Raw genomic sequence first — 26,212 nt, 5'->3', positions numbered from 1 at the left:
ACTTGTATCGAAAAAGAAACGACAAGCGGGAACACAAGGCATGCTGCCAGCCAGCCTTTTTGCAAGCACGGAAATAACAGGCCACGGCACCGCTTCTGAAACCATATGCGATGCCCTGCGCCGCGCCATTCTGGAAGACCAGATTCAGCCCGGCCAACCTCTGCCACAATCTGAACTGGCAAGTGGCTTTGGTGTTAGCATTATTCCTGTGCGCGAAGCCCTGAAACATCTGGAAGCCGAAGGGCTTGTCACCTTCATGCCTAATAAAGGGGCGATGGTGATTGGCATGAATGAGGCGGATATTCTGGAATACTCCCAGATTCGTGCCATTTTAGAGGAACGCGCCGCCGCAGAAGGTGTGCGCAACATGACACGCGTTGATTTTGCCCGTGTAGAAGATGCGTATGAGGCCTTTGTAGAAGGTGTGCATGGCCCTTCTGGCCGTATTCGCTCTGGCGCGCTCAACCGCGCTTTTCATAATTCCATTTACGCCTCAGCCCGCAGCCCGCGCCTGCTGGAAATGATAGAAGACCTGCACGTGCGGCTTGATCGCTATATTCGGGGGCATCTGGTGATAGAGGGCCGCAAGGATATTACAGATCTGGAACACAAGGCGATTCTGGATGCCTGCCGCAACCGCGATGCCGATTTATGCGCAAAGCTTACACGCGCGCATATTCTGGAATCCGCTGCTATTTCCATAGATGTGTTCCGCACCCGAAAAGCCGCTAAAACCGCCGCAACAGGCACCTGATTTCCTCTCACGGAAACTCACGAAAACCTCAGCGCTACAGGTCGGATTTACAGAGCGGAACACCTCTGCATTTTCAGATAATATATTATGTTGCAAATCATATATTATCATGCAAGGAGGGAATAATCATTATGAAGCCAAAACTACCTGCACACTCGGCAGGCCCGGTTCTGGCTCACCAATCCGGAATGAAAAGCCCATGTCATCCACAGACACGTTCGCTCCTGATTTTGCATCCCGCACCCCACTTCGGCAGGCTATTATTGAAGCCATGCGCCGCCCCGAAGCCCAGTGTGTGGAAACCCTGACACCAGATGCCACATTAACAGAGGCCGAAAACGGCAGCGTAGCCACTATGGCCTCTCAACTGGCCGAGGCCCTGCGTGCACGCCGCAGCCCGGGGCTGGTGGAAACGCTGGTGCAGGAATTCTCTCTTTCCTCCACCGAGGGCGTGGCCCTGATGTGTCTGGCCGAAGCGCTGCTGCGTATTCCCGACATGGCCACGCGCGATGCGCTGATTCAGGACAAGATTGGTGAAAGCAACTGGCTTTCTCATGTTGCGCGCGGCAAGCCTTTGTTTGCCAACGCTGCCGCATGGGGGCTGGCGCTTACCGGCAAACTTGTAACCGGTCATGATGAAGGCACGCTTGCCAGCTCTCTGCTCAACTTTGCAGAACGCACATCCAAACCCATTATCCGCAAGGCCGTAGATGCCGCCATGCGCCTGATGGGCGAACAGTTTGTGCTGGGCCAGACTATTGATCAGGCCCGTAAGAACAGCGCCAAGCTGGAAGCTATCGGTTTTTCCTATTCCTACGATATGCTGGGCGAAGCGGCGTTTACCGCGCATGATGCCGAACGCTACCGGCAGGATTACATCAACGCCATTAACACCATTGGCCGCAGCGCAACCGGCAACAATGTGTATGACCGGCCCGGCATTTCCATCAAACTCTCCGCCCTACACCCACGCTATGCCCGCGCGCAGCATGACCGCGTTATGGGTGAACTGCTGCCAGTTGTGCAGGAACTTACGCTGCTGGCCCGCAAATACGATATCGGCCTGAACATTGATGCGGAAGAAACAGAACGTTTGGATGTTTCTTTAGATATTCTAGAAGCCCTGTGCGCCACACCGGGGTTGGAAGGCTGGAACGGCATTGGGTTTGTCGTGCAGGCTTACGGCAAACGCTGCCCGTATGTGCTGGATTACATTATTGATCTGGCCAAACGCAGCAACCGCCGCATTATGGTGCGTTTGGTAAAAGGCGCTTACTGGGATAGCGAAATCAAGAAGGCACAGGTTGAGGGCATGGCGGATTTTCCCGTTTATACCCGCAAGTGCCACACAGATATCAGCTACATTGCCTGTGCCCGCAAACTGCTGAACGCGCGTGATGTCATTTTTCCGCAGTTTGCCACACATAACGCTCGCACGCTTTCCACCATTTACACTTTGGCAGGCGAACAATTCGCGCTTGGCTCTTACGAATTCCAGTGCCTGCATGGCATGGGTGAACCGCTATACAAACAGGTTGTGGGGGCAGACAAGTTCAATCGTCCGTGCCGCATTTATGCACCTGTTGGCACGCATGAAACCCTGCTGGCTTACCTTGTGCGCCGCTTGCTGGAAAACGGTGCAAACTCCTCCTTTGTCAACCAGATTGGAGATAGCGCCATTCCGCTGTCATCCCTGATTGAAAACCCCATTGATGTGGCCCGCCGTTATACACCTTACGGCGCACCGCACACAGAAATCCGCAACCCGCGTGATCTGTTTGCGCCCGAACGCACCAATTCCGCAGGGGTAGATCTGGCGGATGACAAAGTGCTGTCTGCACTGGCCGCCGGTATTAAAGATGCCCCGCAAACGTGGGAAGCCACGCCAATGGTTGTGGGTGTAAAAAAGAAAGGCACTTTCCGCCCTGTTACCAACCCGGCAGACCGCCGCGATGTCGTGGGCAAAGTGTCTTACGCCACGCCAGATGTTGTAACAAAAGCTGTAGATGCCGCACAAAAAGGCCAGCAGGATTGGGCTAACCGCAGCCCGGCAGAACGTGCAGACATTCTGCAAAAAGCCTCTGACATTCTGGAAGAACGCACAGATGATCTTCTGGCGCTTCTGGGGCGTGAAGCCGGAAAATCCCTCCCCAACGCAGTGGCGGAAGTGCGCGAGGCTGTAGACTTTCTGCGTTATTACGGTGCCACTATCCGGCGGGATTTTGATAACACCACCCACAAGCCGCTAGGTATTGTGACCTGCATTAGCCCGTGGAACTTCCCGCTGGCCATCTTTATCGGCCAGATTGCCGCGGCCCTTGCGGCTGGCAACGTTGTGCTGGCCAAACCGGCAGAAGAAACACCACTTGTTGCCGCCGTGGCCGTAGGCATTTTGCAAGAAGCAGGCGTACCTCCCTCAGCCCTGCAACTGCTCACGGGGGAAGGTGACGTAGGCGCTGCTGCCGTGGCGGATGAGCGCGTAATGGGTGTGATGTTCACGGGTTCCACCACCGTAGCGCAGATTATCAACCGCCAGCTTCTGGAACGCCGCACAGCCACCGGCCAGCCTGTGCCATTTGTGGCCGAAACTGGCGGCCAGAACGCCATGATTGTGGATTCCTCCGCACTGGCAGAACAGGTTGTGGCCGATGTTCTGGCCTCGGCTTTTGATAGTGCGGGCCAGCGCTGCTCCGCACTGCGCGTTCTGTGTGTGCAGGAAGATTGTGCAGACCACATTCTGGCCATGCTGCGTGGCGCTATGCGCGAACTGCGCATTGGCAACCCCGCGCATCTTTCCTGCGATGTCGGCCCGGTGATTACCGAAGAAGCCGCAGCCAACATTACCGCACACGTTAACGCCTTTAAGGCCCGCAAGGCTCCGGTTATGGCGCTGCCTGTGCCAGAAGCCTGCGCCAACGGCAGCTACGTGCCACCCACGCTGATTGAGGTGCTGAACATTCGGGAAATTGGGCCAGAAGTATTTGGCCCCGTGCTGCATGTTCTGCGTTTCCAGCGTGACAAGTTGGAAGAACTGCTGCTGGAAATTAACGATACCGGCTACGGGCTGACATTCGGCCTGCATACCCGGTTGGATTCCACAATCAAAAGCGTGCTTTCACAAGTTGAGGCTGGCAACCTTTACGTCAATCGCAACACCATTGGCGCAGTTGTGGGTGTGCAGCCTTTTGGCGGACGTGGCCTTTCTGGCACCGGCCCCAAGGCAGGCGGCCCGCTTATTCTGCGCCGTCTGTTATCCGCAGCGCCAACCGTGGCGCAGATTGTGCGTGGCCGCACCACACCAGAAATGGCGCAGTGGACAGACTGGCTGCGTGAAAAGGGTGAAAGCAAAGCCGCGCAGGTTGCTGGCCATCTGGCACGCCTACCGCTGGTGGGTGGAGAAATCACCTTGCCCGGCCCAGTGGGGGAACTGAACATCTACCGCCTGAGCGCACGTGGCAATGTGCTATGTGTGCCCATTACGCTGGCCGGATTGTATGATCAGGTCTCTCTGGCGCTGGCTGGTGGCAATACGGCACTGGTACTGGCCGAAGAAGAACTGACCGAATGGTTGGACAGACTACCAGATATTCTGCGCCAAGCTATTCGCCCGGTTGCCAGTGCAACGGCCCTGCCCTGCTCCATCCTGCTGGGAGAGGACGATAACGCCATTTTCCGCAGTGCGCGCAAAACACTGGCCGAAGCCAATGGCCCCATTGTTTCTGCCTTTGTAACAGGCCAGACATTGCCTTCTGTTGAAGTGGTGCTGGAGGAGCAGTCTCGTAGCATCAACACCACCGCAGCGGGCGGCAATGCCAGCCTGATGACGCTGAACTAATTAGCCTGCGCTTTACAAACCAAGCCCTCGGCGTTTTTGTGCGCCGGGGGTTTTGTTTGTACGGCTGTGCCACCTGTTTGGGGCATGGCACCTCTTACAAGAGATCATCTTTTCGTGAGCGGAGATGATGATATAACGCGCATCCTTCTATTACAAAACGCGTATAAAGCCCCTCTTTTCATTCTTTTTCTTTAGAGGAGAAATCATGACAGCCCGTACGGGACATGATGCCAAGCTGGTTATTGCCATTCTGCTGGTAACAATGGCAATGGGCATGCTGGATGCCATATCCCTACTGCATCTGAAGATTTTTGCAGGATATATGACAGCCACCATTATTCTTATGGCTGTTAATATTGCCACTTCTCAGGCCATTGTTCTTTCTGGTCTGGAAGCCATTGCCTGCTACTTTACGGGGGCCGTTATTGGTGGCCGCCTGGTGCGGCGTGAGCGCCATACGCGCCTTGTGGTGGGGGACATTCTGTTAGGCGTTGGCTGCCTTGTAGGGCTGGCCGCATTTGTATGGTGTGCGCACATTAACGGCGGCATTTACATTACGCTGGGTATGCTCTCGCTTGCCATGGGGCTGCAAACTTCTGCCACACGCCATGCCAAACTGCCAGATATGGTGTTGCCAGCCGCTACAATGGTGCTGCATGGGCTGGCCCATAACAGCACAGTGGCCGGTGGCACAAATTCTGGCACATGGCGCAGATTAGCCGCTATTGCCAGCCTGTTTGTAGGTGCTGTTATTGGCACGCTGGTTTCTGATAAAAATGTTGGAATTGGTATTGCCGCAGCCGGTATGACCATTTTTGCGGCGGGTGGCCTGCTGCATTGGCGCCGCCACCCTCTTGCGCTGCATCTGGATAAACTGAGTATTCCCTAAACTGCGGGAATACTCAGTTAAACGTAAAGTTCAGCCAGCTTTTTTGTTATTGGTGGCAAAGTAAACGGCCATAAGGTAGCACACCACCGTGCTGCCCATGGTTGCCAGAGCCGTCATCCGTTCGGATGGGTTCAGCAGCATAGCCACAAATACCAGCACCACACCGGCCAGCGTAACGTAATTGCACAGCGGAAAAAGCGGCAACGTGTAATTTTCTGCCTCTGTGCCAGCCTGCCGTGCTGCCCGGCGCGTCACAATGTAAGATGTTACAATCAGGCTGTAGATCAACAGAATAACGCCACCACTACAGTTTAACAGGAAGGCAAAGATGGTGCCCGGTGCAAGAATGGATGAGAAAGCCACCAACGTACCCGCCACACTGCTAACGATAATGGCCTTACGCGGCACAACAGCAGCCGAACTCCGCGCCAGAAACGCCGGGGCATCACCCTGAGCAGCCAGCTCTGTCAGAATACGCGATGTAATATACATGGCGGAGTTCAGACAGGATAAAATGGCGCTTAGCACCACAATGCGCATCAGCAGCCCCGCGCCCGGCACGCCCATAACATCCATAGCCGCCACAAAAGGTGACTTGCCAGCTACAATGTTTGTCCACGGCACCACAATCAGGATCATACCCACGGCGGCTACGTAAAACAGTGTAATACGGCGGCCAAGGCTGCGGGTTACGCGGGCCACATTTTTACCCGGCTCTGGAGATTCAGCCGCTGCCACTGTGGCAATTTCCGAACCCATCATGGTGAACAAAATGGTGGGAATAATAGAAAGGAGCGCCACAGTACCATGCGGAAAAAGCCCGCCATGCCCCAGCAGGTTTTCCTTTACAGAAACGCCGGGCCCAAACACATGCGCCGCATATAAAAGAGAAATAGCAATAAAGGCGATAATGCTGAAAACCTTAATGGCAGAAAGCCAGAATTCACATTCACCAAAAACACGGGGGGCAGCAAAGTTGATCAGTTTAAGAATAAGAATCAGCACAATAGAAAGCAGCCAAACCGGCAGATGTACCCAATCCTGTAACAACATGGCGCCGGCTATGGCCTCACTGCCCAACACCACCACCCAGAAGAACCAGTAAAGCCACCCAGCGGTAAAGCCCACCTTATCTCCATGTGCGGCGCGAATATATTCCACAAAGGACCCACGCCCGGGGTCCGCCACAACCATTTCCCCCAGCATGCGCATCACCAGGATAACCAGAAATCCTACCAGCAGAAACGCCAGCAGAACCGCAGGCCCTGTTGCTGCAATGGCAGCGCCACTGCCAACAAACAGACCAGCCCCAATAGTGCCACCCAAAGCGATCATGGCAATGTGGCGATTACGCAGCCCGTCTGCAGGTTTTCCCGCAGGGAGGGTTGTCGGTTCGGGCATCAGGAAATCCTTTGTTCTTGTTATCCTGTAAGTGTTTCTACCCCAAAACGTTTTGTTTTGGGAAATCTTCGTTAAAAATGCTTGTAAAAATAGGCTTCCAGCACGCCTGCATGCCGCCCGATATTGTGCATGCGATACCCCGTTGGCACCCCTGCACGAGAAAGCGCACGCCCTGCCGGGCCACTAAAGGCCGTGCCTGCGGCAACAGCGGCTGATGTGGTTTCATCCAGCATATATTCGGCCGTAAAATCCACTTCGTTTGAAACATGGCGGCCCACGTTCTTCAGCCCCATGCCAGAGGGATACAGCAAGGAGAGATCGTAAAAATGCACACCCAGCTTAAGCTCATCCTTTTTACGAAACAGGTGCACCGGTGGCGTGCCTGTTAAATCAAACTGGTGCACTTCCAGATCAGAAAGTGGGGCCAGATACATGCCCACAATTTCACCCGGCCAGTAACCGCCATAGGTGTAGCGCTTACCATCGTACAAAAAGAACGTATCGTAATTGCGCTTAACCGAACCTTCGGCATTTTTGCCGCCGCCAAAGCGCGTGTACCGATAAAACAGATGCGGCTTCCACGGCAGCATGGAAAACGTATAGCCCGGCTCGAAAAACATGCCGTAGGCTTCTACAGATTTGTAGCCATTGCCTGGGTGGCTGTTCTGCTCGGATACAAAGTTGCCATAGAACGTAAAGTTCTTGGAAATTCCCAACGCCTTAACGGGAAACAACGTGCCGCCCCAGCTTAGAGCCGCCACGTTCATGCCGTTACGATCTGCACGCGTGGAATAATCGTAATGAGATGACCCATCTGCATCGCGCACATGGAAGTAGGTTAACGTTACATACGCAGCACGATCTGCATATGTAGAACCCCCATGCCCACCGGGTTTGTTCTTGAACCAAGATACATCAAACCCAACAAACTTGGTTTTGGGGCGGTCATACCCGCGGTCAATGTCGTTATCGGAATTGCTTTCCAACATAAAAACATCCCCACGCACGGAATCACCTTCCAGCTTGATCACGCCGGGGCCAGAAAACGCATATCGCGGTGCATACCACCATGCACCTCTATCACCCGCGCTGTAGGTGCCTTTACCAATCAGGAAGCCATCATCCACCGCAAAGGCCTGCCTGCCGCCCAGCACCGTAAGAATCTGGTTGCCACCTGCCATCTTTAACGGCACTTCTACGCCCAGATTGGCTTCTTCCAGATAAATGGAACGCGGCGTGCCAGATGTTTGAGAAACTTCTTCCGCATCACCATCACCCAACGTGGTGGCGCCAATGGCAGATGCCTTGCCAATAACGGTAAAGCCCCAGCCTGTTTGCCAAGACCCCATGAGCATAGGCTTGCCGTAAAATTCGCCATATGTGCTGTTTTTATGCCGCACTAAAGCGCCGGAAGATTTGGTGCCATAAGACCCTGCGCCAAAGTTGGTATTGGGCAGGAAAAAAGCAGACCCACCAATATCCAGCGCACCCTGAAGGGTGATCCCCTTAACGGAAACAAGCGTTTGTTCTGCCCGCACTTCCTCTGGAGCGGCAAAAGCAGCCAGACCAAGCGCTACCAAAGAACAGCTTGCCTTAACAAACCCGCGAGACCCACGGCACACTGAAGTGGCATGAGAGCGCGCATGCCGGACAAAGGAATTATTCATCATCAGCCCGCGCCTGCATGAAGTTGAAACCCAGACGCACACGCACAAAAAAAGCGATAAAGCCGTTTCTGTACAAAAATGATATCCTGCATCAGATATGCCACGTGCAGAGGATCTCCTTGTTGCAATCTGTTACGGGACAGATATGTATTGCATATACACACCTCTTTTTATAATCATCACACAACAATATATGATATTCAAGAGATTATAATAAAAAAATCTGAATCTTTTTTACTTCTATATTTTGTATAATCAAGATGTATTGTTAAATAATAAAAAGAGTATTTTGTATTTCTTTCATGTATTCCAAAACAAAGAATGCTTACCATATCGGATGTGAAACAATAATTTCATAAAAAATTATCTTGCCACATGCACAATGTACATGCGCTTGAGCACACATCTGCTTTCTTAGTGTGGTTTGATTCTATGCGCGATATGTATAATTCTTTGTATTAAAAAGAAAGAACCATATATACTATATTAAAAATTTGAGAATTGCAGTTATTTTCATGAATATATTTTTATATATTTATATTGATTTTCTTATTTAGTAAAAAACTTTAAATAATATGATACATATATATTGCTCTCACACCAAAAATCGGAACAAGTAACGCTTTACACATTCCCATGCCGCAAACACTTGGTCATTCTGGAAGAGCAAAGAAGCCATGCCCTGTTCCAATGTTTTATGGCCGCATGACACCAACATTAAAACAGGGCATTCCCACATTACTGCGGCATGCTTGGGTATTTTACGGGCACGTGTTCAGATATACCGCCATCCCACACACCACCTTTGGTGGTATCCGGCGTATCCGGGTCTTCCACCTTTACCTTCTTGGCTGCCCCACCATCCCATACACCGCCTTTGGTTGTATCGGGCTGATCCGGGTTTTTGACCTCAACATGTCTTGAGACACCACCATCCCATGTGGCTGCAGAAGCACTCTGTACAAACCCGAGGCCAAGAACAGCGACACACATATAAAGTGTCTTTTTCATTTCTCTCTCCTCGTTTAACAAAACTGTAACAGAATGTATTTTTTATTTGTTTATTTTCAACACGAGTACTGTGCATTCTCCGTATATCTGCTCTTTAAAAAGCAGTAATCGTAAGCAGCTCCGCGCAGCCATATCGCCACAAAAAAGGAACCCAAAAGAGTTCCTTGTTCAGGATTTATCTTGTGTAGAGAACATATTTTGCGAAATAAGTACCTTCTCATATCCATTGGAAGAACAACGGCTGACCACCCACCAGCACGGTATATCGTGCTACTAGCTGAGGCTCGCAATTTATTGATTTATTTGTTTTCGGGAAGTTGGAGCGGATGAAGGGAATCGAACCCTCGTATGCAGCTTGGGAAGCTGCCGTTCTACCATTGAACTACATCCGCATCTTTATGGCGCGCACTATATCGATACATCTTACAAAAAGCAACGTGTCAGTTTCACTCGGCTTCCATTTCCGCGCTCACCAGATCGGAAATATGGCCGATTTCGCGCAGATGCAGCCCCTCCGGCGGCCGAGAGCGCGTATTACCGCGTGCAATGCGCCGGGGCAGCACGGCACGGTCGAACCCCAGCTTGGCGGCTTCCTTCAAACGGGCATCAGCCTGCGCCACCTGCCGCACTTCGCCAGAAAGACCTACCTCGCCAAAATAAACCTCTCCAGGGCTGGTGGGCACGCCGCTGGCGGCAGAAACCAGAGCCGCTGCCACGGCCAGATCTGCCGCAGGTTCCGCCACTTTCAAACCCCCAGCTACGTTCAGATACACGTCCATACCAGAAAGTTTGAGCCCGCAGCGTGTTTCCAGCACAGCCAGCAACATAGAAAGGCGGCCTGTATCCCACCCCACCACGGCGCGGCGTGGTGCGCCATCTCCGCTTTTAGGGGCCAGTAGCGCCTGCACTTCCAACAAAACGGGGCGCGTGCCCTCTAGCCCGGCAAACACGGCAGACCCAGCAATATTGCCCCGCCGTTCGGCCAGAAACAGAGCAGATGGGTTGCTGACTTCCTCCAGCCCGCGGTCTGTCATGGCAAACACGCCAATTTCATCTGTTGCGCCGTAGCGGTTTTTGGCCGCACGTAAAATACGAAACTGGTGGCCTCTATCGCCTTCAAAATACATCACGGCATCTACCATGTGCTCCAACACACGCGGGCCTGCCAGCGCACCTTCCTTGGTGACATGCCCCACCAGAATAAGGCTGAAACCCCGGCGCTTGGCCGCGCGTATCAGCTCAAACGCACAGGCCCGCACCTGAGAGACCGTGCCCGGTGCGCTATCTATGGTTTCCAGCCACATGGTTTGGATAGAATCAATCACCACCGCCCGGACATCGGGTTCGGCTTCCAGCGTGGCCACAATATCTGCCACGTTAATAGATGCTGCCAGATCCAGCTTGGCCCCGGCCACACCTAAGCGTTGCGCCCGCAGGCGGATCTGATCTACCGCTTCTTCACCAGAAATATACAGCACTCGCTCGCCCTTGCCTGCCAGTTTGCTGGCGGCCTGAAGCAGCAGGGTGGATTTGCCTATGCCGGGGTCTCCCCCCACAAGCACAACAGAGGCAGGCACAAGGCCACCGCCTAAAACCCGATCAAGCTCTGCAATACCTGTTTGGGTGCGCGGTGGAAGTTTGATCTCCCCTTCCAGCGCCTGTAGCGCCACGCGCCGCCCCTTGCCGCTACGCACTGCGGCAGAGGATGCGGCCAAGGGTTCTACAGCCATTTCTTCCAGCGTGTTCCATTCACCGCAGGCATCGCACTGCCCTGCCCATTTGGCATGTACAGCGCCACAGTTGGTGCAAACATAGGTGCGGGAAGGTTTTTTAGCCATCAGGCAAGCTCTTGTGCTATCCAGTTCATGCCCTTGATGTGGAATAAAACGGGAACAAACTCAAGGGCTCGCGGAAACTGTTTTTTATGCGTAGCCCAATTGCGCGTTCAGATCGGCCATGCCGGATTTATGGAAATACGCTTCAAACACATCACACCACGGGTCTGGCTGCTGCCGAACCTTGCCCGAAAATGTTGGGGTGCGTGCACCATATGTCTGCACAAACGCGGCAGACAGGCGCTGCGTGAACTCTGGATTGATGGCCTGCAATTTTTCAATATTATGCGGCTGCAAATCACCCTGCTTCAGGCTTTCATAACGCAGCACAATACTTTGGGGTGATGTATCAGCAAGCATCATGCGGGCCATCTGGCGCACATGCTCCAGCCCACGTTCATGCTCTACAGCTAAAAAGGCCGCCACGCGGGCATCGCCTTCCTGCTCACGCCAGAATTGGCCCAGAAAATCATCTGGCTCAGGCGGGATCATGTATAGCAAAAAGCGGAACATGCTTTTCATGATATCACGCAGGTTCCGCACAACAGAAAGCACCACAACGCCTTGGCTGCGCACATGGTCTATTACGTGCTGAAAATCACAATGCGCCACAACGTGCCCACCTTGCAGCGTGGCTGTTACCAGATCCAGCGGGCAATACAGCCGCACGCTTTCGGGCATAATGTGCACACGTTCATCCGGCAGGCCACGGTAATCATCCACCACATCCTCTCCACCCAGATGCAGGCGGTGGGAAGGACAGCCTGCCGCCTTTAACGCAGCTTCCACATAATACGTGCCTGCCTTGGGAATGGTGTTAACCATAACGGGCGGCAGGCCCGGTGTTTCACACGTGTTTGTTGTTATCAGGGTGTTAAGATACAGGGGGTATCTGCGGCCTTCTACTGTGCCAGCCCACCCGTTTCCCGTTCGATGATACCGGCTGCTCACCTGCCCCTGCATATTCAGCAGGCACAGCTCCTCTCCATCCATACGCCATGTATGTTCGTTTTCGTGCCGATACCCGTAAAGCTGCCCATCGGGCAGAAAGACAACCTTGCCGTAATTGGTGGTGCAAGGAGACCCAAATACAAAAACAGAACGGGAAACATCATCCATAATTGAACACCCCTATAGAGTGCCATTGTGCAAAATGGCAGGGGGGTGTTTGCCACCTCTGTTCATAAATTTAAACAAATATTTATTATTGCAAGACCACCATCCCCCAGCCCCACCACACAACGATGCTTTGACGAACCCGCCCGCACAGGTTACGGCTCTGGAACTGCCTTTTCACACTTCAGCAGGAACGGACAGTCCACACTCATGGACATGGTGCTTGATCTTGTGGCCCGCCTTGGCCGCGCTACACTTTCCCTTATTCGCGCGGCGGGGGCTTTGGCCCTGTTTGCGGCTTCTGGGCTTTCGCACATTGTGCGCCCCCCGTTTTACGGCCGGGTATTTTTATCCACTTTTTTAGAAACGGGCTTTTTCTCTCTGCCTGTTGTAGCCCTTACGGCGCTATTTTCTGGCGGGGTAATTGCGCTGCAATCCTATACCGGGTTTGCACAATACCACGCCCAAAGCGCCATTGCCGGTATTGTGGTGCTGGCCGTTACGCGTGAACTGGGGCCTGTGCTGGCGGGCCTTATGGTAGCAGGCCGCGTAGGTGCCGCCATGGCTGCCCAAATTGGCACCATGCGCGTAACAGACCAGATAGACGCGCTTACAACCCTTTCCACCAACCCCATGAAGTATCTGGTTGCCCCACGTCTGCTGGCCGGGCTGATTGCCCTGCCCCTGCTGGTGTTGGTGGCAGACATACTGGGCGTTGCGGGTGGCTTTACTGTAGCGGTGGTGAAGCTGGGCTTTTCTGCCCCTGCTTACATTACAGCCACGCTCAACTCTCTTAAGGCCATTGATGTCACGGTGGGGTTGGTAAAAGCGGCGCTGTTTGGGTTCCTTATTGCGCTGATGGGCTGCTATTACGGCTACAACAGCAAAGGCGGGGCAGAAGGTGTGGGCTCTGCCACAACAGCCGCGGTGGTGGCGGCCTCCATCATGCTGCTGGCCTTTGATTACCTGCTGACAGACCTGTTCTTTTCACAATGAGCCAGACCATGACAGGCACCACGCCTAAAATCCGTATTCGAGACCTGCACAAATCCTTCGGCACCAAAAAGGTGTTGGATGGTGTTTCCATGGATGTTGCGCAAGGCACATCCTTTGTTGTTATCGGCGGATCTGGCTCGGGCAAATCCGTGCTGCTGCGCTGTATTCTGGGGCTGATTACGCCAGATTCCGGCATTATTGAAATTGATGGCGAAAACGTTCTGGCCGCTCCGGAAAAACGGCGTGAAAAACTGCGCAGCGAAATTGGCATGCTCTTCCAGAACGCCGCGCTGTTTGACAGTTTGACCGTATGGGAAAACGTTACCTTCGGGCTACTGGCCCTGCATAAGATCACCCGCAAGAATGCCCGCAACCATGCAGGCACCATTCTGGCGCAGGTGGGGCTTGATCCTTCTGTAGGGGATTTATACCCCTCCGAACTTTCTGGCGGCATGCAAAAGCGGGTGGGCCTGGCCCGCGCCATTGCCGCCCAGCCAAATATTCTGTTTTTTGATGAACCCACCACTGGGCTAGACCCCATTATGGGCGCGGTCATTGATGGGCTGATTGTAGATTGCGTGAAAAAACTGGGCTCCACCGCCATTGCCATTACGCATGATATGGCCTCTGCCCAACGCATTGGGGATGAAGCCGCCATGCTCTACAAAGGCAAGTTGATCTGGCAGGGCGCGGCATCTTCCCTCATGAACAGCGGCAACCCGTATGTAGATCAGTTCACACACGGGCGGCGTGAAGGGCCCATCAGCATGGAATTGCGGCGTTAATCATACTTGGCTGCAATCTCCACTTGCCCGCGCTGCCCTGCAATGAGATAGAAAAAGCAGACAAAACGGGTAAGGGATATTCGGTAAGATGAAACGCGCGGTTCTGCTGCTAGCCTGCACCTTGGGACTATCCGCCTGTGGCATGTTCAGCTCCAGCGAACCAAAGCATCTGACCACAGCCGCTCAGTGGGAAAAATACGGGTATCATGATCACCTGAAAACTGGTGATGACGACTAACCCCACCGCTTTTCCGATAAGTTAATTTTCACCCCTACCGCTGCTGATGGCAGGGGTTTGCCTGTTGGAATGTGCACAGCATATATGCTGCCTGCACAAAACAGAAACTTGCACATACTCTCCTTATAACACCACGCTGCTTGCTTAAAAGTGGCGCAACCCCCTCTTGCGCCGCTACGTTACGGACATAAGGGTTATTTTTTCCAGACACCTGAAACACAAGGTTTTCTGATGCGTTTGAAGCGGTTCTGTTCTTTTTTTCTATCGTGCTTTGTACTCACGCAGGGTGCCGTGCTTTTTGGCACCAGTTCCCCCCTTCTGGCAGCAGATACAGAAAATGCACCAGTTACAGCACCGGCCCCAACAACCCTTATTACCAATACTGCGGATATTGTTAGTAACAGCACGCTGGAAAGTATTGGCACAGAAATAAGCGCCATTTACCAAAGCAGCCAGCAGGAAAGAAGCAACGGCCAAAGCACAACAGAGCTTGCCACCCTGCTGCGCCGCGCCAATGCTGTGGCCACGCAAACAGATACCCTGCAAGCCCGCCTAAAACCCTATCAGGCGGTTTATCAGAACTTTCTGGATATTCTGGGCAAACCACCGGGCAAGGATGACCCCGCAGAACCGGCCTCCATTACCGAGCAGCGCACGCTTCTGCTCAAAAAGCAGCAGGATATCAATTCCCGCATGACGCGGCTTAAGCTGTATCAGGTAGAAGCCCAACAGCTTGTAAGTGAACTGCGCCAACATGGCACTGCCATACAGCAAGCCACCTTATGGCAGCGCTTTCCTTCACCGCTTGGGGTCAACTTCTGGTCTCAGTTTACCAGCCATTTCCATGCAGACACCACACGGTTCAGCGCTCTAGGGGGTGAAGCCCTTGGGGTGCTGGGGGTAGCTTTTGCTGGCAAGCGCATTTTTATTTCTCTGGGTGGCATAGCACTTTCCGCCTTGCTTCTGGTGGGGTGGTTTTTCTCACACGGGATTATCCGCCGGGTGGTAGTGCGTTTTTTGCCTGCGGGGCGTATCCGCCCCATTATTGCAACTCTTATTTGTGGTGTGCTCAGCCTGCTGGCTTGGGGCTTTTCCTTTCAGATGGTGTGGAGCGTTCTAGCCTTTGATAACTCTGCGCTGGATGAAGATTTAAGCACGCTTGGCAGTATGATGGGCGCGCAGTTTCCGCTTTGCGGGCTTGTGATTGAACTGGGGTTTTGCCTGCTTTCGCGCCATCCGGAATGGCGTATCTTTCCGATATCGGACGCCATTGCGCGTAATTTACGGCTGTTTCCGCTCTGGTTGGCTGGCGCGCTTATTATGCGCGGGTTCCTGCGTTATATTGATACGCAAAGCGGCATTTCCATGCTGTCCGTACAATTGATGGATGGCCTGTATGTGTTGGCTGTAAGCCCCCTGCTATTTGCCATTCCGCGGGAATTGCGCATTTCCGATCAAACAGAAGATGCCCTCAGCCAACCTTCCCGCACTCAGTTTTTAATCAGTCTGGCTATGGGCATTTCCATTATCTGCTGGTTGGCTGTTTTTTCTGGCTACATTCCGCTGGCTTATACCATCATCTCATGGATAAGCATGATGGCTATCAGCATGACGGGCCTTTTGCTGCTTTCTCTTTTGGTTACGGCTATGGCCAGCACGCTTTTTCCGGCCAGTGCACCTTTGGGGCGGCATTTGGTAGAACTGGGCCTGCCCCCACGGCTTGTAAACCAGATGTGTGTGGTGGTGCCCGGTATTGTAAATGTGCTGTTATTGGCCGTGGCTTATGCCGTTGCCACCAGCGGCGATGGGTTTGACCCACAGCAGATATGGCACCAGCTTTACTGGCTGTTTCATGGTCAGGCCAGCACAGATGGTTCCCACATCTCTCTGGATGCCATTTTGCTGTGCGCTGTGTTGCCGGTGGTGGGCTATTACACCATCAACATTTTAAAATCTTGGTTCAAGCAAAGGTTTTTCCCCACTACACGGTTGGATATCGGAGCGCAGGCCTCTATCCTGAGTATTCTAAGCTATGCAGCATGGATTTTAGTTGGCCTTAGCATGCTGGCGGTGCTGGGCGTTACCGTTAAAAGCATGACATGGGTTGTTAGCGCGCTTTCTGTGGGCATTGGCTTTGGCTTGCAATCCATTGTGCAAAACTTTGTTTCGGGCATTATCCTTATGGCCGAACGCCCGGTTTCCATTGGGGATGTTGTTACTATTGCGGGCGTTACCGGCACGGTGGAACGCATTAGCGTACGCTCTACCGATATCCGGCTAGAGGACAAATCCACCATGATTGTCCCTAACTCGCAGTTTATTACCTCGGCGGTTAAAAACGCTACACGGGCACAAAAGCCCGGTGTGTTTACCATAGAACTCAACCTGCCATTTGCATCTGATCTGGATAAAGCCATGGATGTCATGGCTCGCACTCTGGCCGCGTGCAAGGATGTGGATGAAAGCGTGCAGCCAAGTGTCAGCATGTCTTCTGTATCTGATGGCTCTGCCCTGCTGATTGGATCTGCCAAGGCCGCAAATGGCACAGACATAAAAGTTGTGCGCAGTGCTGCTCTTTTTGAAATCTGGAAGGCGTTTCAGGAAAACAAGATCCCGGTTACGGTGCGGCAAAACCTGATAACCGTTTAACAAGGCCACTCTATTCCTGCGGGCCACCTGTATGGCCCGCAGAAACCCTGCCACGTTGTGTTTTAGGAAAAACGCTGGCGCAATATATCTCTACGTTCGTGCAGTGGCACATACGCCACCACACAACAAGCGTGAGAACTTTTTAAAGTTACGTGGATATTAGAAAGTTTTTACTAAAAAGGCCCCAGCATGCGGGGCCTTTTTAACAGGTTTAATGATCCTGATGAATGGTATCCAAATCTGCAAAGCGCGTGTATTCGCCTTCGAAAAACAGATTGATGGTGCCCGTGGGGCCATGACGCTGCTTTTCCAAAATAAGCTCGGCTTTGTTGTGCACCAAGCTCATCTTGCGCTGCCATTCATCCATCGCCACGGAGTATTTCTCCATAGATTCAAAAGCTGTTTCCTTGGGCATACGCTGTTGCAGGTAATATTCATCACGGTACACAAACATCACCGCATCGGCGTCCTGCTCAATAGATCCGGATTCACGCAAATCCGACAGCATGGGCCGCTTGTCTTCTCGGCTTTCCACCTGACGGGAAAGCTGGGAAAGCGCAATAACTGGCACTTCCAGTTCCTTGGCAATGGCTTTAAGCCCCTGCGTGATCATGGAAATTTCCAACACACGGCTTTCTGGGCGGGTGCCAACAGATGGCCGCATAAGCTGGAGGTAATCCACCACCACAAGGCACAGGCCCTGCGTACGCTTTAACCTACGGCAGCGTGTGCGCATGGCGGAAAGGGAAATAGCTGGCGTATCATCAATCACCAACGGCAGACGGGCCAGTTCGTGGCTGACACGCACAAAGCGGTCAAACTCCTTCTGCCCAATATCACCACGGCGGATACGCTCGCCCGAAACCTCCGCCTGTTCAGACAAAATACGGGTGGCCAACTGCTCTGCCGACATTTCGAGCGAGAAAATAGCCACCGCCCCTTTGGGCTTTTCTCCTGTTTCCTCAGCATCATCCATAATGGCGCGTGCGGCGGAAAAGGCCATTTTAGTTGCCAGCGCCGTTTTCCCCATAGCAGGACGCCCGGCCAGAATCAGCAAGTCCGATGGATGCAGCCCACCTGTTTTTTTATCCAGATCGCGCAAGCCAGATGTCAGGCCTGTAACGTGGCCTTCATTCTGGAAGGCTTGGGCTGCAACAGAAATGGCCCCGCTCAGCGCCTTGTTGAAGGAAACAAAATCCCCTTCATTGCCTTTTTCCGTTGCCAGTTTGAACAGGGCTTCTTCCCCTGCCTCAATCTGATCCTGCCCGGAAAGGCCCATGGTGGTGCCAAACGCGCTGTTCACCACGTTTTCACCAATATCAATGAGCTGGCGGCGGATCCATGCATCATGAATGGTGCGGCCGTAATCCCCGGCATTGATAATCCCGACCATAGAGGACAGCAGCTTGGCCATATAGGCCATACCGCCCACACTGGCCAAAATGCCGGAATGCTCCAGCTCGGCCCGCATGGTAACAGGGTCTGCCAACTGGCCGTTTTCTATGCGCCGGGCAATGGCTTCATAAATCTGGCCATTCACGCGGTTGGCAAAATGCTCACCGGCCAAAAAGTCCGAAACACGATCATAGGCGCGGTTGTTGGTCAGCAACGCGCCAAGCAGCGCCTGTTCGGCCTCCACATTGGCCGGGGGCTGCCGAAGGGTAAGGGCCAGAAGGCTTTCGTCCTTCTGGCTGGGGGTATCTGTTGTTGTCATGCTCACAACACTGCTTGTATCAGATTCGCGCTGCTACGTCCTGCTTACACGCACATTTCCGCACAGCGTTTTTTAGGCCGATGGCACGTAGGCCCGTGCTGCCTGATCTAACGCATCATACGCCGTTACAATATGATAAAGCGAGCTACTTGGTATTTGCGTAACGGCAGGCACGCCCTGTGCGTCCAGTTGATCCAGCCATGTGCCCGTGGGGCAGCCCGTAAAATACCGATCAAGCAGATTAGTGGCCATGCGCGTAGCCCAACCTGCTTGATCCTGCGGATCATGGCACAGCGCACCACGCAAGGCCTCGCCTTGCACCCAAAGGCGGAAGGTGGGTTTAAGCACCTGCCCGTTCCGCGCAACGGCATCGCGCACCAATGCTGTTTGGGTATCTACACCATATTGATGTGCAAAATGGTATAAGCGTGCGGCCTGCGCGGTAGTATCTACACCACTTTGGCGGGCATAAGCCTGCAACAGCCAAACCCATTCAAAATGATGCCCCGGCTCGCACCACTGGCCTTCTGGCCCTGTGGCGGGTTGCCAGTCTGGCCCAAAATATTCGCCCAATGTGCCGGTGCGTTCATCCATAAAGTATTGGCTGAATAGCGCATATAACGCATGGGCCTGCGCCAGATCTGCGGCATCACCTGTGGTTTCATGCAGGGCAAGAACAGCTTCCAGCAAGTGCATATGGGGGTTTTGCTGCCGCCATGCACTATCGGCAGGCAGGGCATTCATAAACCCGCCGTTTGGCAGCGCCATAGCCTGCCCCAGCCACGCAAGCGTTTGCCGCGCCAATTCTACTGCCCGGCCTGTGCGTTCCACCCGGCCATACCATGCCAGTGCAAACAGCACGAAAGCGATATCGTACAAATCTGCACTGTCAGCCAGCACCGCGCCATCACGCGCCAGAAGCTTAACCCATCCGCCATCTGGCCTATGGGCATTGAGCAGAAACCTGAAAAGACTTTCCGCCCGTTGCGCCGCTGGCTGCCAGCCTTTTAACGCAGCCCAAGAAAACACAAAAAGCTGCCGCGCCTGCACCCTTACACGCTTGTATGGCGGCAAGGCTGGCGTGCCCTGTAAGGTCAGACACTCCTGCGCCCCCAAGGCCGCCGGGTTTTGGGGCGTGCCATCGCACCCTGTGCTGGCCCAGAAAGGCAAGGCATCATCAAACAGCCAACGCGCAAAGCGATTGCGCACGGCAATAAGCGGCAGATTTTCTGCGCCGAGCAGGTCATGCACTGTCATGCCTTGCGAATCCGCCCGATTGTAGATGTGGTGGAATGCCCTTGCTGCAAATTGGCCAGTACCAGCTTGCCCCCTGCGGCCTGCACAATATCCGCCCCCACAACCTGTTCGGGCCGGTAATCCGCCCCTTTTACCAGCACATCTGGCATAAGGGCGCGGATAAGCTCCAGCGGCGTATCTTCATCAAACGCCACCACGGCATCTACATAACGGATAGCCGCCATAACAGCCGCGCGAGATTCCAGTGAATTAACAGGCCGTGTTTCACCTTTCAGGCGGCGGACGCTGGCATCTGTGTTCAACGCCACCACCAGCCTGTCACACGCGCTCCGGGCTTCTGCCAGCAAGCTGATATGGCCGGGATGGATGATATCAAAACATCCGTTGGTAAAACCCACACGCAGGCCGCGTGCCTGCCAGCGCGCCACCTGTGCGCAAGCGACCCCTAATGGCATCAGGTGGGGCACTTCATCCGGGCCGGATTGTTCTTCCAGCTCGTGCAGAACTTCCTGAATATCAGCCGTGGCCGTGCCCAGCTTGCCCACCACCACGCCAGCCGCCGCATTGGCAACGCGCATGCCTTGCTCGAACGACATACCCGCACCAACAGCCAACGCCATAGTGGCAATAACGGTATCTCCCGCGCCGGAAACATCAAACACTTCCCGCGCACGGGCAGGCACCGCCAGCACCTCGCCCTCGCGCCGTACCAGCATCATGCCTTTTTCAGAACGAGTGGCCAAAATACCCTGCGCATCGGCCTGCGCCATCACCTTGCTGGCGGCGGCCTCTACGTGCGCTGCGGTATCCACCGGCATGCCAGAGGCTGCGGCCAGCTCCTTGGCGTTGGGGGTAATGCAGGTGGCACCTTTGTAAAGTGTGTAATCGGTGGATTTGGGATCTACAAAAACAGGCACGCCAGCTTGCCGCGCCACACGGAACAGATGAGACAGCACGATTGGGCTGCACACACCTTTACCGTAATCAGACACCACCACTGCCTGACAGCCCCCGATATGTGCATCAATCTGGCGGCACAGGGCTTCTTGCTCGGGTTCCGCCATTGGCGCGTGGCTTTCTTCATCCACCCGCACAACCTGCTGATGCGCGGCAATAAAGCGCGTTTTGCAAATTGTAGGCCGGGCCGCACTTTGCACTGTAGCATCCACCAGCCGTTTTTTTTCCGCCAACGTGGTGCGCAGGCAGGCTCCGGCCTCATCCTGACCGCTCAGCCCCACCAGAATGGCCCGCCCCCCAAGCGAGATAATGTTGCTGGCCACATTACCGGCCCCTCCGGGCATTTCTCGCCGGGAATCGAGCAACAACACAGGCACCGGGGCTTCGGGCGAAATACGATCCATGCTGCCGTATAAAAAACGGTCCAGCATGACATCACCCAAGCACAGCACGGTAATGGCAGAAAAATCCATGCTGTTCAGGCTCCAAAACTGGCAACAAAATCTAAAAGCCCTGTGCGCCTGCGGGTTTGCAAGCGTGCCGCCACCAACACAGCGCGCGCTTCTGTAATGGCACGATCCAGATCCGTATTGATAATAACGTGATCAAACTCCTGCCAATGCGAGATTTCATCCCGCGCGGCGGCCATGCGGCGGGCAATTTCATCCGGGTGGTCTGATGCCCGGCCACGCAAGCGGCGTTCCAGTTCCTCTAACGATGGCGGCAGCACAAACAGGCTCACCACATCATCGGGCAGTGCGCGGCGGATTTGCTGGTGGCCCTGCCAGTCTATGTCAAACACCATATCGTGCCCGGCGGCCAATGCGGCTTCCACCGGCGCACGGGGGGTGCCGTACCCACGGCCAAACACGGTAGCCCATTCCAGCAGTTCCCCGTTGGCGGCCATGTGCTCAAAATTTTCCATGGTGCGGAAGTGGTAATGCACGCCTTCCTTTTCCCCCGGCCTTGGCTGGCGGGTGGTAACGGAAACTGAATGCTTGAGCGCAGGCTCCGAAGCACGCAGTGCATTGGCAATGGTGGACTTACCCGCCCCAGATGGCGCAGAAATAACCAGGCACACACCGCGCCGCTGTTCTGCTCCGTTATGGTGACTCTGTGCGTTGTGCGCCATGCTGCCTTCCCTGCGTGTTCTGTCTATCCGTCTTGCGCCTTCATGCCAGAAGCCGCCATGCTATGCCATAACCACCATAAGCAAAGGCCGATCTGTAAGATGAAGCATGATACCGTTCTGATTACTGGCGCATCCTCCGGCCTTGGGCAAACACTGGCCCAAACGCTGGCCCGGCCTGGGCGCACCCTTTATCTGGGCGGCCGCAACGTACAACGGCTGAAAGAAACCGCCAAAGCCTGCATTAGCCGAGGGGCCTCCGTGCATTTGCATATTGGTGATGTGGCAAACCGTGCAGAAATGGAGACATGGATCCGCAGCACAAATGGGCTGGATCTGGTTTTGGCCTGTGCAGGCATAACGGGCGGCACCCGCAAACCGCAAACGCCCGATGGCGCACCGTATGAACCCGCGGCACAGGTTTATCGTATTTTTGAAACAGACATGATAGGCGTGCTCAACACCGTGCTGCCTGCGCTGGATGTCATGCAGCATCAACCGCGCGGAGCCGATGGCATGCGCGGGCGTATTTGCGCCATTTCTTCCGTTGCGGGCGTGGTATCTTATCCCGGCACGCCCTCTTATTCCGCAGCCAAAGCGGCAGTGGACAGGTTTATGGTGGCCACGGGTGGTGATGCCAAAAAGGCTGGTATCTTATTAAGCTCTGTTGTGTGCGGGTTTTTAGATACCCCTATGGTGGCCAAAAACGCCTTTCCCATGCCGGGTCTTACAGATGTTAACAGTGCGTGCCGCCGCATTTTGCGTGGGCTGAGCCGGAATGAGCGGCGCATTACTTTTCCGCTATGGCTGGTGGCGGGCTCCCGCTTTATGGATCTGCTCCCCATCCGGGTGGCAGAGTTCTATTACAACAATCAGCCTACAGGGGCCGCAGGGTCCATGCCCGAACCTGATCTTTCATGATACTGTAGCGCCACCCCCGCCACAGCCCCACGCCACAGGATACGCTACCCATGATACAGACACCCCCTTCAGCCCCCCAAACTGGTGGCCTGATGGAGGATCTTTCCGCCGCATCCGTAAGAGAACCCGTTCCGGCGCCGCTAAAAACCATGCCGACCGACCGGGTATTCTGGAGCCATTTTTCCCCCAATCTTGGCCCCGGCGGCTGGGTAACCGGGGCATTGCTTACGGGCATGGGGCTGGACTTTCGTACAGGTGTGGCCGCCATTATTGTTGGCAACATTATTGGCGCATTACCTGTGGCCCTTGCCGCCGCTATTGGCCCCAAAACCGGGCTAACACAAATGGAGGCTTCTCGCCGGGCCTTGGGGCAAAAAGGCCTGCGCCCTCCGGCATTTCTAAACTGGATTTATTGCGTGGGGTGGGATGCGGTTAATAACGTGCCCGCCGCTACAGCACTTATGGCGCTGCTGCTGTTGGCTGGGCTTTCCATGCCGTTCTGGCTGGCTTTGGGCATACTGGCCAGTATTCAGATGGTGGCTTCCATTTACGGGCACCATGTGGTGCAGGCCTTGCAGAAATATCTGGGCACAGTGCTGCTCGTGGTGTTTACGCTTATTGGCGTTGTGTTTGCCATAAAAGGGCAGGCTCCTCTGGCGGCGCATCATGCCGTCAGTTTTTCCACCTTTTTGTTGGCAACTGGCGTGTTGGTCAGCTTCAATTTGTCCTGGGCTTCGTATTCCTCAGATTACACGCGGTATCTGCCCGCCAATACCAGCCCCAAAAAGGTGGTGTTGCTGGCGCTGGCAGGGCTTTTGGGTTCTGCCATTCCGTTCCAGATTCTGGGGCTTATTTCTGCCGGGTCTGTGGCGGAGGCATCCCCCACAGCGGTTATTGCCTCGCTCCAGCAGGCTATGGGGCCACTTGGGGCTGTGGCTCTTGGGGCTATCGCGCTTTCATCCATTACCGGCAATTCGTTTAACGATAATACTGCCAGCTACAGTCTTATTTCCGCTGGCCTGCATGTACCACGTATTGCCGCAGCCATTCTTACAGCCAGCCTTGGTTATGTGCTGGCTGTGGCCGGTGCAGGCCGTTACACCACGCTTTATACAGATTACCTGCTGGTAACCATGTACTGGATTGCCCCGTGGATCGGCATTGTGCTGGCAGATTGGTATTTTGGAGACCGCACAGTGCACCCCATTCCACCGGGTTGGACACGTGGAGCTACTATTTTTGCCGTTGTATCCGTGCTAACCATTGCGCTGTTTTCAACCAGCAGCCTTTACACCGGCCCCGTAGCGCGCTGGCTGGGCGGGGCCGATATTGGCTATTACGTTGGCTTTTTTGCTGCGGCTTTTTGGTACGCGCTGGGCATGCCACGGCGCATCAACTCATAAAGCCCCACAGCGGCCGCTACAGATACGTTCAGGCTTTCCATTTCTCCGGGCATGTAAAGCCCGGCAATTTCATCACAGCTTTCCCGCGTTAGGCGGCGCAGGCCCTTGCCTTCCGCCCCCAACACCAAGGCCACGCGGCGGCCATCAAAACTTGCGCCATCCAGCGTGGTGCCGCCTGCATCCAGCCCTACCGTCCAGCAGCCCGCTTTTTGCAACTGCTCAATCGCGCGGGAGAGGTTGACCTCACGCACCATAGGCACAGTTTCCAACGCGCCAGATGCGGCCTTGGCCAGCACTGCCGTTTCTTCGGGCGCGTTTCTGTCCTGCACCACAAGGCAGGCCGCACCAAATGCCGCAGCCGAGCGTAAAATAGCCCCAATGTTGCGTGGGTCTGTTACCTGATCCAGCACCAGCACCGGGCCAGGGCGTTCCAGCGCTTCATCCAGCGGCATGGGGGGCAATATACGTGCCAGCAGCGCCACACCCTGATGCACCGCATCTGGCCCTAACAGATCATCCAGCCGTTGGCGTTGCACCAGTTCCGGGGTTACGCGCACATTTCGGCCAGAACGTGTGGCTTCTTCCAATGCCGGGTGGTTTTCTTCCGTTACCAGCAGGCGTTCATATACACGGCGCGGATTATTAAGGGCGGCGGCCACTGCGTGCGTGCCAAACAGCCAGCATGTGCCCGCCGGAGCCGAAGGCGCGCCTTCCCGCCCACCAGCAGAAGAAACACGAGGGCGCCGCACAGAACGGCCATGACGAGGTTGACGCATAAACACACAGTTCCGGGTTATTATAGAGTGTAACAGATAAGGCCCTTCTAGCGCATTCCGCCTGCCTGCGCCTATCCCGCATATAAATGTGCGGCCCCGCCATAACAGCGCCATACACAGCGTGCAGGAATGGACATTCCATCACGCCGGCTGTATCGGTCTGAAACACAACAGCATACAGCAACAGAACACGCAGGAGCGGGTTATGACCTCTGCCCCATCCGAAGGTGCCATTACACTGCACCGGAACGATCTTCCAGACAACGTGACCTTTACCGGGTCCGTGGCCGTGGATACGGAAACAATGGGCCTGAACCCGCATCGGGATAGACTGTGCCTTGTGCAGCTTTCTGCCGGTGATGGCACAGCGCATCTGGTACAGATCATCCCCACCTCCCTTGGGGGCAAAGGGTATGATTGCCCCAACCTCAAGCGTGTGATGGCTGATCCCTCCATTACCAAGATCATGCATTTTGCACGGTTTGACGTTGCCATCCTGCAGCACGCGCTGGGCATTACCGTAAGCCCGGTGGTGTGCACCAAAATTGCCGCCCGCCTTGTGCGCACCTTTACAGACCGCCACGGCCTTGCCGCCCTGTGCCGGGATATGCTGGGCGTAGAACTCAGCAAACAGCAGCAGACATCAGACTGGGGCGCGCTGGAACTTAAGCCCGAACAGTTGGCTTATGCTGCATCTGATGTGCTGTATCTGCACGCATTGTGGGATAAAATGTCCGCCCTGCTGGACCGTGAAGGCCGGCGGGAACTGGCACAGGCATGCTATGACTTCCTGCCCGCCCGCGCACGTCTGGATCTGCTGGGCTATGAAGACCCGGATATTTTCTCTCACCGCGCGTAAGCACGCGCTCCTGCATTCCT

Annotated in this window: 20 protein-coding genes and 1 tRNA gene; 10 read left to right on the top strand and 11 right to left on the bottom strand. The window is 54.6% G+C overall.

Annotated features, from left to right (window positions below; genetic code table 11):
- Positions 1-40: 40 nt before the first annotated feature.
- From FKW31_RS09040 to FKW31_RS09030, 3 genes are all read left to right on the top strand, one after another.
- Positions 41-754, top strand: a complete 714-nt coding sequence (locus FKW31_RS09040) for a GntR family transcriptional regulator (RefSeq protein WP_063353709.1) — start codon at positions 41-43, stop codon at positions 752-754.
- Between the two features lie 109 nt (positions 755-863).
- Positions 864-4,589, top strand: coding sequence for a bifunctional proline dehydrogenase/L-glutamate gamma-semialdehyde dehydrogenase PutA (gene putA, locus FKW31_RS09035; RefSeq protein WP_150178367.1), 3,726 nt, complete (start codon positions 864-866; stop codon positions 4,587-4,589).
- Between the two features lie 205 nt (positions 4,590-4,794).
- The gene (locus tag FKW31_RS09030; protein WP_150178366.1) at positions 4,795-5,478 is read left to right on the top strand and encodes a YoaK family protein; all 684 of its coding nucleotides are present in this window, start codon (positions 4,795-4,797) and stop codon (positions 5,476-5,478) included.
- Between the two features lie 30 nt (positions 5,479-5,508).
- On the opposite strand, the gene FKW31_RS09025 is transcribed toward FKW31_RS09030, so the two are convergent.
- The 6 genes from FKW31_RS09025 to FKW31_RS09000 all read right to left on the bottom strand — a co-directional run bounded on the left by FKW31_RS09025 (position 5,509) and on the right by FKW31_RS09000 (position 12,511).
- Positions 5,509-6,879: an amino acid permease gene (locus FKW31_RS09025; RefSeq protein ID WP_150178365.1), complete on the bottom strand. Its 1,371-nt coding sequence runs from the start codon at positions 6,877-6,879 to the stop codon at positions 5,509-5,511.
- Between the two features lie 71 nt (positions 6,880-6,950).
- A complete protein-coding gene (locus FKW31_RS09020) occupies positions 6,951-8,546 on the bottom strand; it encodes a hypothetical protein (RefSeq protein ID WP_035354083.1) in 1,596 nt (531 codons plus the stop codon).
- Positions 8,547-9,284: 738 nt separating this feature from the next.
- Positions 9,285-9,557 (bottom strand): hypothetical protein, encoded by a 273-nt coding sequence (locus FKW31_RS09015; RefSeq protein WP_035354085.1) that lies wholly within the window; start codon positions 9,555-9,557, stop codon positions 9,285-9,287.
- A 318-nt stretch (positions 9,558-9,875) separates the two neighbouring features.
- A tRNA-Gly gene (locus FKW31_RS09010) sits at positions 9,876-9,949 on the bottom strand.
- A gap of 54 nt (positions 9,950-10,003) precedes the next feature.
- A complete protein-coding gene (gene radA, locus FKW31_RS09005) occupies positions 10,004-11,395 on the bottom strand; it encodes a DNA repair protein RadA (RefSeq protein WP_150178364.1) in 1,392 nt (463 codons plus the stop codon).
- Between the two features lie 84 nt (positions 11,396-11,479).
- Complete coding sequence (locus tag FKW31_RS09000; RefSeq protein ID WP_089178714.1) at positions 11,480-12,511, bottom strand: hypothetical protein; 1,032 nt, start codon at positions 12,509-12,511, stop codon at positions 11,480-11,482.
- 207 nt (positions 12,512-12,718) lie between these two features.
- On the opposite strand from FKW31_RS09000, the gene FKW31_RS08995 reads away from it, so the two are divergent.
- The 4 genes from FKW31_RS08995 to FKW31_RS08985 all read left to right on the top strand — a co-directional run bounded on the left by FKW31_RS08995 (position 12,719) and on the right by FKW31_RS08985 (position 17,176).
- Complete coding sequence (locus FKW31_RS08995; protein WP_003629138.1) at positions 12,719-13,504, top strand: ABC transporter permease; 786 nt, start codon at positions 12,719-12,721, stop codon at positions 13,502-13,504.
- Entirely contained in the window at positions 13,501-14,289 is a 789-nt protein-coding gene (locus FKW31_RS08990; protein ID WP_006116305.1) for an ABC transporter ATP-binding protein, read from the top strand. The genes FKW31_RS08995 and FKW31_RS08990 overlap by 4 nt, the downstream gene beginning before the upstream one ends.
- 88 nt (positions 14,290-14,377) lie before the next feature.
- Positions 14,378-14,527: a hypothetical protein gene (locus tag FKW31_RS16055; RefSeq protein ID WP_003629136.1), complete on the top strand. Its 150-nt coding sequence runs from the start codon at positions 14,378-14,380 to the stop codon at positions 14,525-14,527.
- A gap of 231 nt (positions 14,528-14,758) precedes the next feature.
- Entirely contained in the window at positions 14,759-17,176 is a 2,418-nt protein-coding gene (locus FKW31_RS08985; protein ID WP_150178363.1) for a mechanosensitive ion channel domain-containing protein, read from the top strand.
- 211 nt (positions 17,177-17,387) lie between these two features.
- Here FKW31_RS08985 and FKW31_RS08980 read toward each other — a convergent pair whose 3' ends face one another.
- From FKW31_RS08980 to gmk, 4 genes are all read right to left on the bottom strand, one after another.
- Positions 17,388-18,890, bottom strand: a complete 1,503-nt coding sequence (locus FKW31_RS08980; protein WP_035354090.1) for a replicative DNA helicase — start codon at positions 18,888-18,890, stop codon at positions 17,388-17,390.
- 72 nt (positions 18,891-18,962) lie between these two features.
- Positions 18,963-20,147 (bottom strand): AGE family epimerase/isomerase, encoded by a 1,185-nt coding sequence (locus FKW31_RS08975; RefSeq protein ID WP_150178362.1) that lies wholly within the window; start codon positions 20,145-20,147, stop codon positions 18,963-18,965.
- Positions 20,144-21,577 carry a D-glycero-beta-D-manno-heptose-7-phosphate kinase gene (rfaE1, locus tag FKW31_RS08970; protein WP_150178361.1) on the bottom strand — a complete coding sequence of 478 codons (1,434 nt, stop codon included), beginning with the start codon at positions 21,575-21,577 and terminating at the stop codon, positions 20,144-20,146. Before rfaE1 ends, FKW31_RS08975 begins: the two co-directional genes overlap by 4 nt.
- A gap of 5 nt (positions 21,578-21,582) precedes the next feature.
- The gene (gene gmk, locus FKW31_RS08965) at positions 21,583-22,236 is read right to left on the bottom strand and encodes a guanylate kinase (protein ID WP_006116313.1); all 654 of its coding nucleotides are present in this window, start codon (positions 22,234-22,236) and stop codon (positions 21,583-21,585) included.
- A gap of 99 nt (positions 22,237-22,335) precedes the next feature.
- Here gmk and FKW31_RS08960 point away from each other — a divergent pair, with 99 nt between their 5' ends.
- Both FKW31_RS08960 and FKW31_RS08955 read left to right on the top strand, forming a co-directional pair.
- Entirely contained in the window at positions 22,336-23,154 is an 819-nt protein-coding gene (locus tag FKW31_RS08960) for an SDR family oxidoreductase (RefSeq protein WP_162870721.1), read from the top strand.
- 50 nt (positions 23,155-23,204) lie between these two features.
- Entirely contained in the window at positions 23,205-24,557 is a 1,353-nt protein-coding gene (locus tag FKW31_RS08955; RefSeq protein WP_150178360.1) for a cytosine permease, read from the top strand.
- Here the strand turns inward: FKW31_RS08955 and rlmB are convergent.
- Complete coding sequence (gene rlmB / locus FKW31_RS08950) at positions 24,491-25,333, bottom strand: 23S rRNA (guanosine(2251)-2'-O)-methyltransferase RlmB (protein WP_150178359.1); 843 nt, start codon at positions 25,331-25,333, stop codon at positions 24,491-24,493. The genes FKW31_RS08955 and rlmB overlap by 67 nt on opposite strands.
- A gap of 205 nt (positions 25,334-25,538) precedes the next feature.
- On the opposite strand from rlmB, the gene FKW31_RS08945 reads away from it, so the two are divergent.
- Positions 25,539-26,192, top strand: a complete 654-nt coding sequence (locus tag FKW31_RS08945; RefSeq protein ID WP_035354091.1) for a ribonuclease D — start codon at positions 25,539-25,541, stop codon at positions 26,190-26,192.
- Positions 26,193-26,212: the final 20 nt, after the last annotated feature.

This window comes from Acetobacter sp. DmW_136, assembly GCF_008690365.1.
In the GTDB taxonomy this organism is placed as follows: domain Bacteria; phylum Pseudomonadota; class Alphaproteobacteria; order Acetobacterales; family Acetobacteraceae; genus Acetobacter; species Acetobacter oryzifermentans.
Note: the sequence above shows the minus strand (reverse complement) of the source record. Positions and strands in the feature narration are given on the sequence as shown.

Coding starts and splice junctions, on each gene's coding strand:
- gmk (WP_006116313.1), bottom strand. CDS start 22,236: ATGGCGCACAACGCACAGAGTCACCATAACGGAGCAGAACAGCGGCGC.
- rfaE1 (WP_150178361.1), bottom strand. CDS start 21,577: ATGGATTTTTCTGCCATTACCGTGCTGTGCTTGGGTGATGTCATGCTG.
- FKW31_RS08955 (WP_150178360.1), top strand. CDS start 23,205: ATGATACAGACACCCCCTTCAGCCCCCCAAACTGGTGGCCTGATGGAG.
- FKW31_RS08975 (WP_150178362.1), bottom strand. CDS start 20,147: ATGACAGTGCATGACCTGCTCGGCGCAGAAAATCTGCCGCTTATTGCC.
- putA (WP_150178367.1), top strand. CDS start 864: ATGCAAGGAGGGAATAATCATTATGAAGCCAAAACTACCTGCACACTC.
- FKW31_RS16055 (WP_003629136.1), top strand. CDS start 14,378: ATGAAACGCGCGGTTCTGCTGCTAGCCTGCACCTTGGGACTATCCGCC.
- FKW31_RS08995 (WP_003629138.1), top strand. CDS start 12,719: ATGGACATGGTGCTTGATCTTGTGGCCCGCCTTGGCCGCGCTACACTT.
- FKW31_RS09040 (WP_063353709.1), top strand. CDS start 41: ATGCTGCCAGCCAGCCTTTTTGCAAGCACGGAAATAACAGGCCACGGC.
- FKW31_RS09030 (WP_150178366.1), top strand. CDS start 4,795: ATGACAGCCCGTACGGGACATGATGCCAAGCTGGTTATTGCCATTCTG.
- FKW31_RS09025 (WP_150178365.1), bottom strand. CDS start 6,879: ATGCCCGAACCGACAACCCTCCCTGCGGGAAAACCTGCAGACGGGCTG.
- radA (WP_150178364.1), bottom strand. CDS start 11,395: ATGGCTAAAAAACCTTCCCGCACCTATGTTTGCACCAACTGTGGCGCT.
- FKW31_RS08945 (WP_035354091.1), top strand. CDS start 25,539: ATGACCTCTGCCCCATCCGAAGGTGCCATTACACTGCACCGGAACGAT.
- FKW31_RS08985 (WP_150178363.1), top strand. CDS start 14,759: ATGCGTTTGAAGCGGTTCTGTTCTTTTTTTCTATCGTGCTTTGTACTC.
- FKW31_RS09015 (WP_035354085.1), bottom strand. CDS start 9,557: ATGAAAAAGACACTTTATATGTGTGTCGCTGTTCTTGGCCTCGGGTTT.
- FKW31_RS08980 (WP_035354090.1), bottom strand. CDS start 18,890: ATGACAACAACAGATACCCCCAGCCAGAAGGACGAAAGCCTTCTGGCC.
- FKW31_RS08960 (WP_162870721.1), top strand. CDS start 22,336: ATGAAGCATGATACCGTTCTGATTACTGGCGCATCCTCCGGCCTTGGG.
- FKW31_RS08990 (WP_006116305.1), top strand. CDS start 13,501: ATGAGCCAGACCATGACAGGCACCACGCCTAAAATCCGTATTCGAGAC.
- FKW31_RS09000 (WP_089178714.1), bottom strand. CDS start 12,511: ATGGATGATGTTTCCCGTTCTGTTTTTGTATTTGGGTCTCCTTGCACC.
- FKW31_RS09020 (WP_035354083.1), bottom strand. CDS start 8,546: ATGAATAATTCCTTTGTCCGGCATGCGCGCTCTCATGCCACTTCAGTG.
- rlmB (WP_150178359.1), bottom strand. CDS start 25,333: ATGCGTCAACCTCGTCATGGCCGTTCTGTGCGGCGCCCTCGTGTTTCT.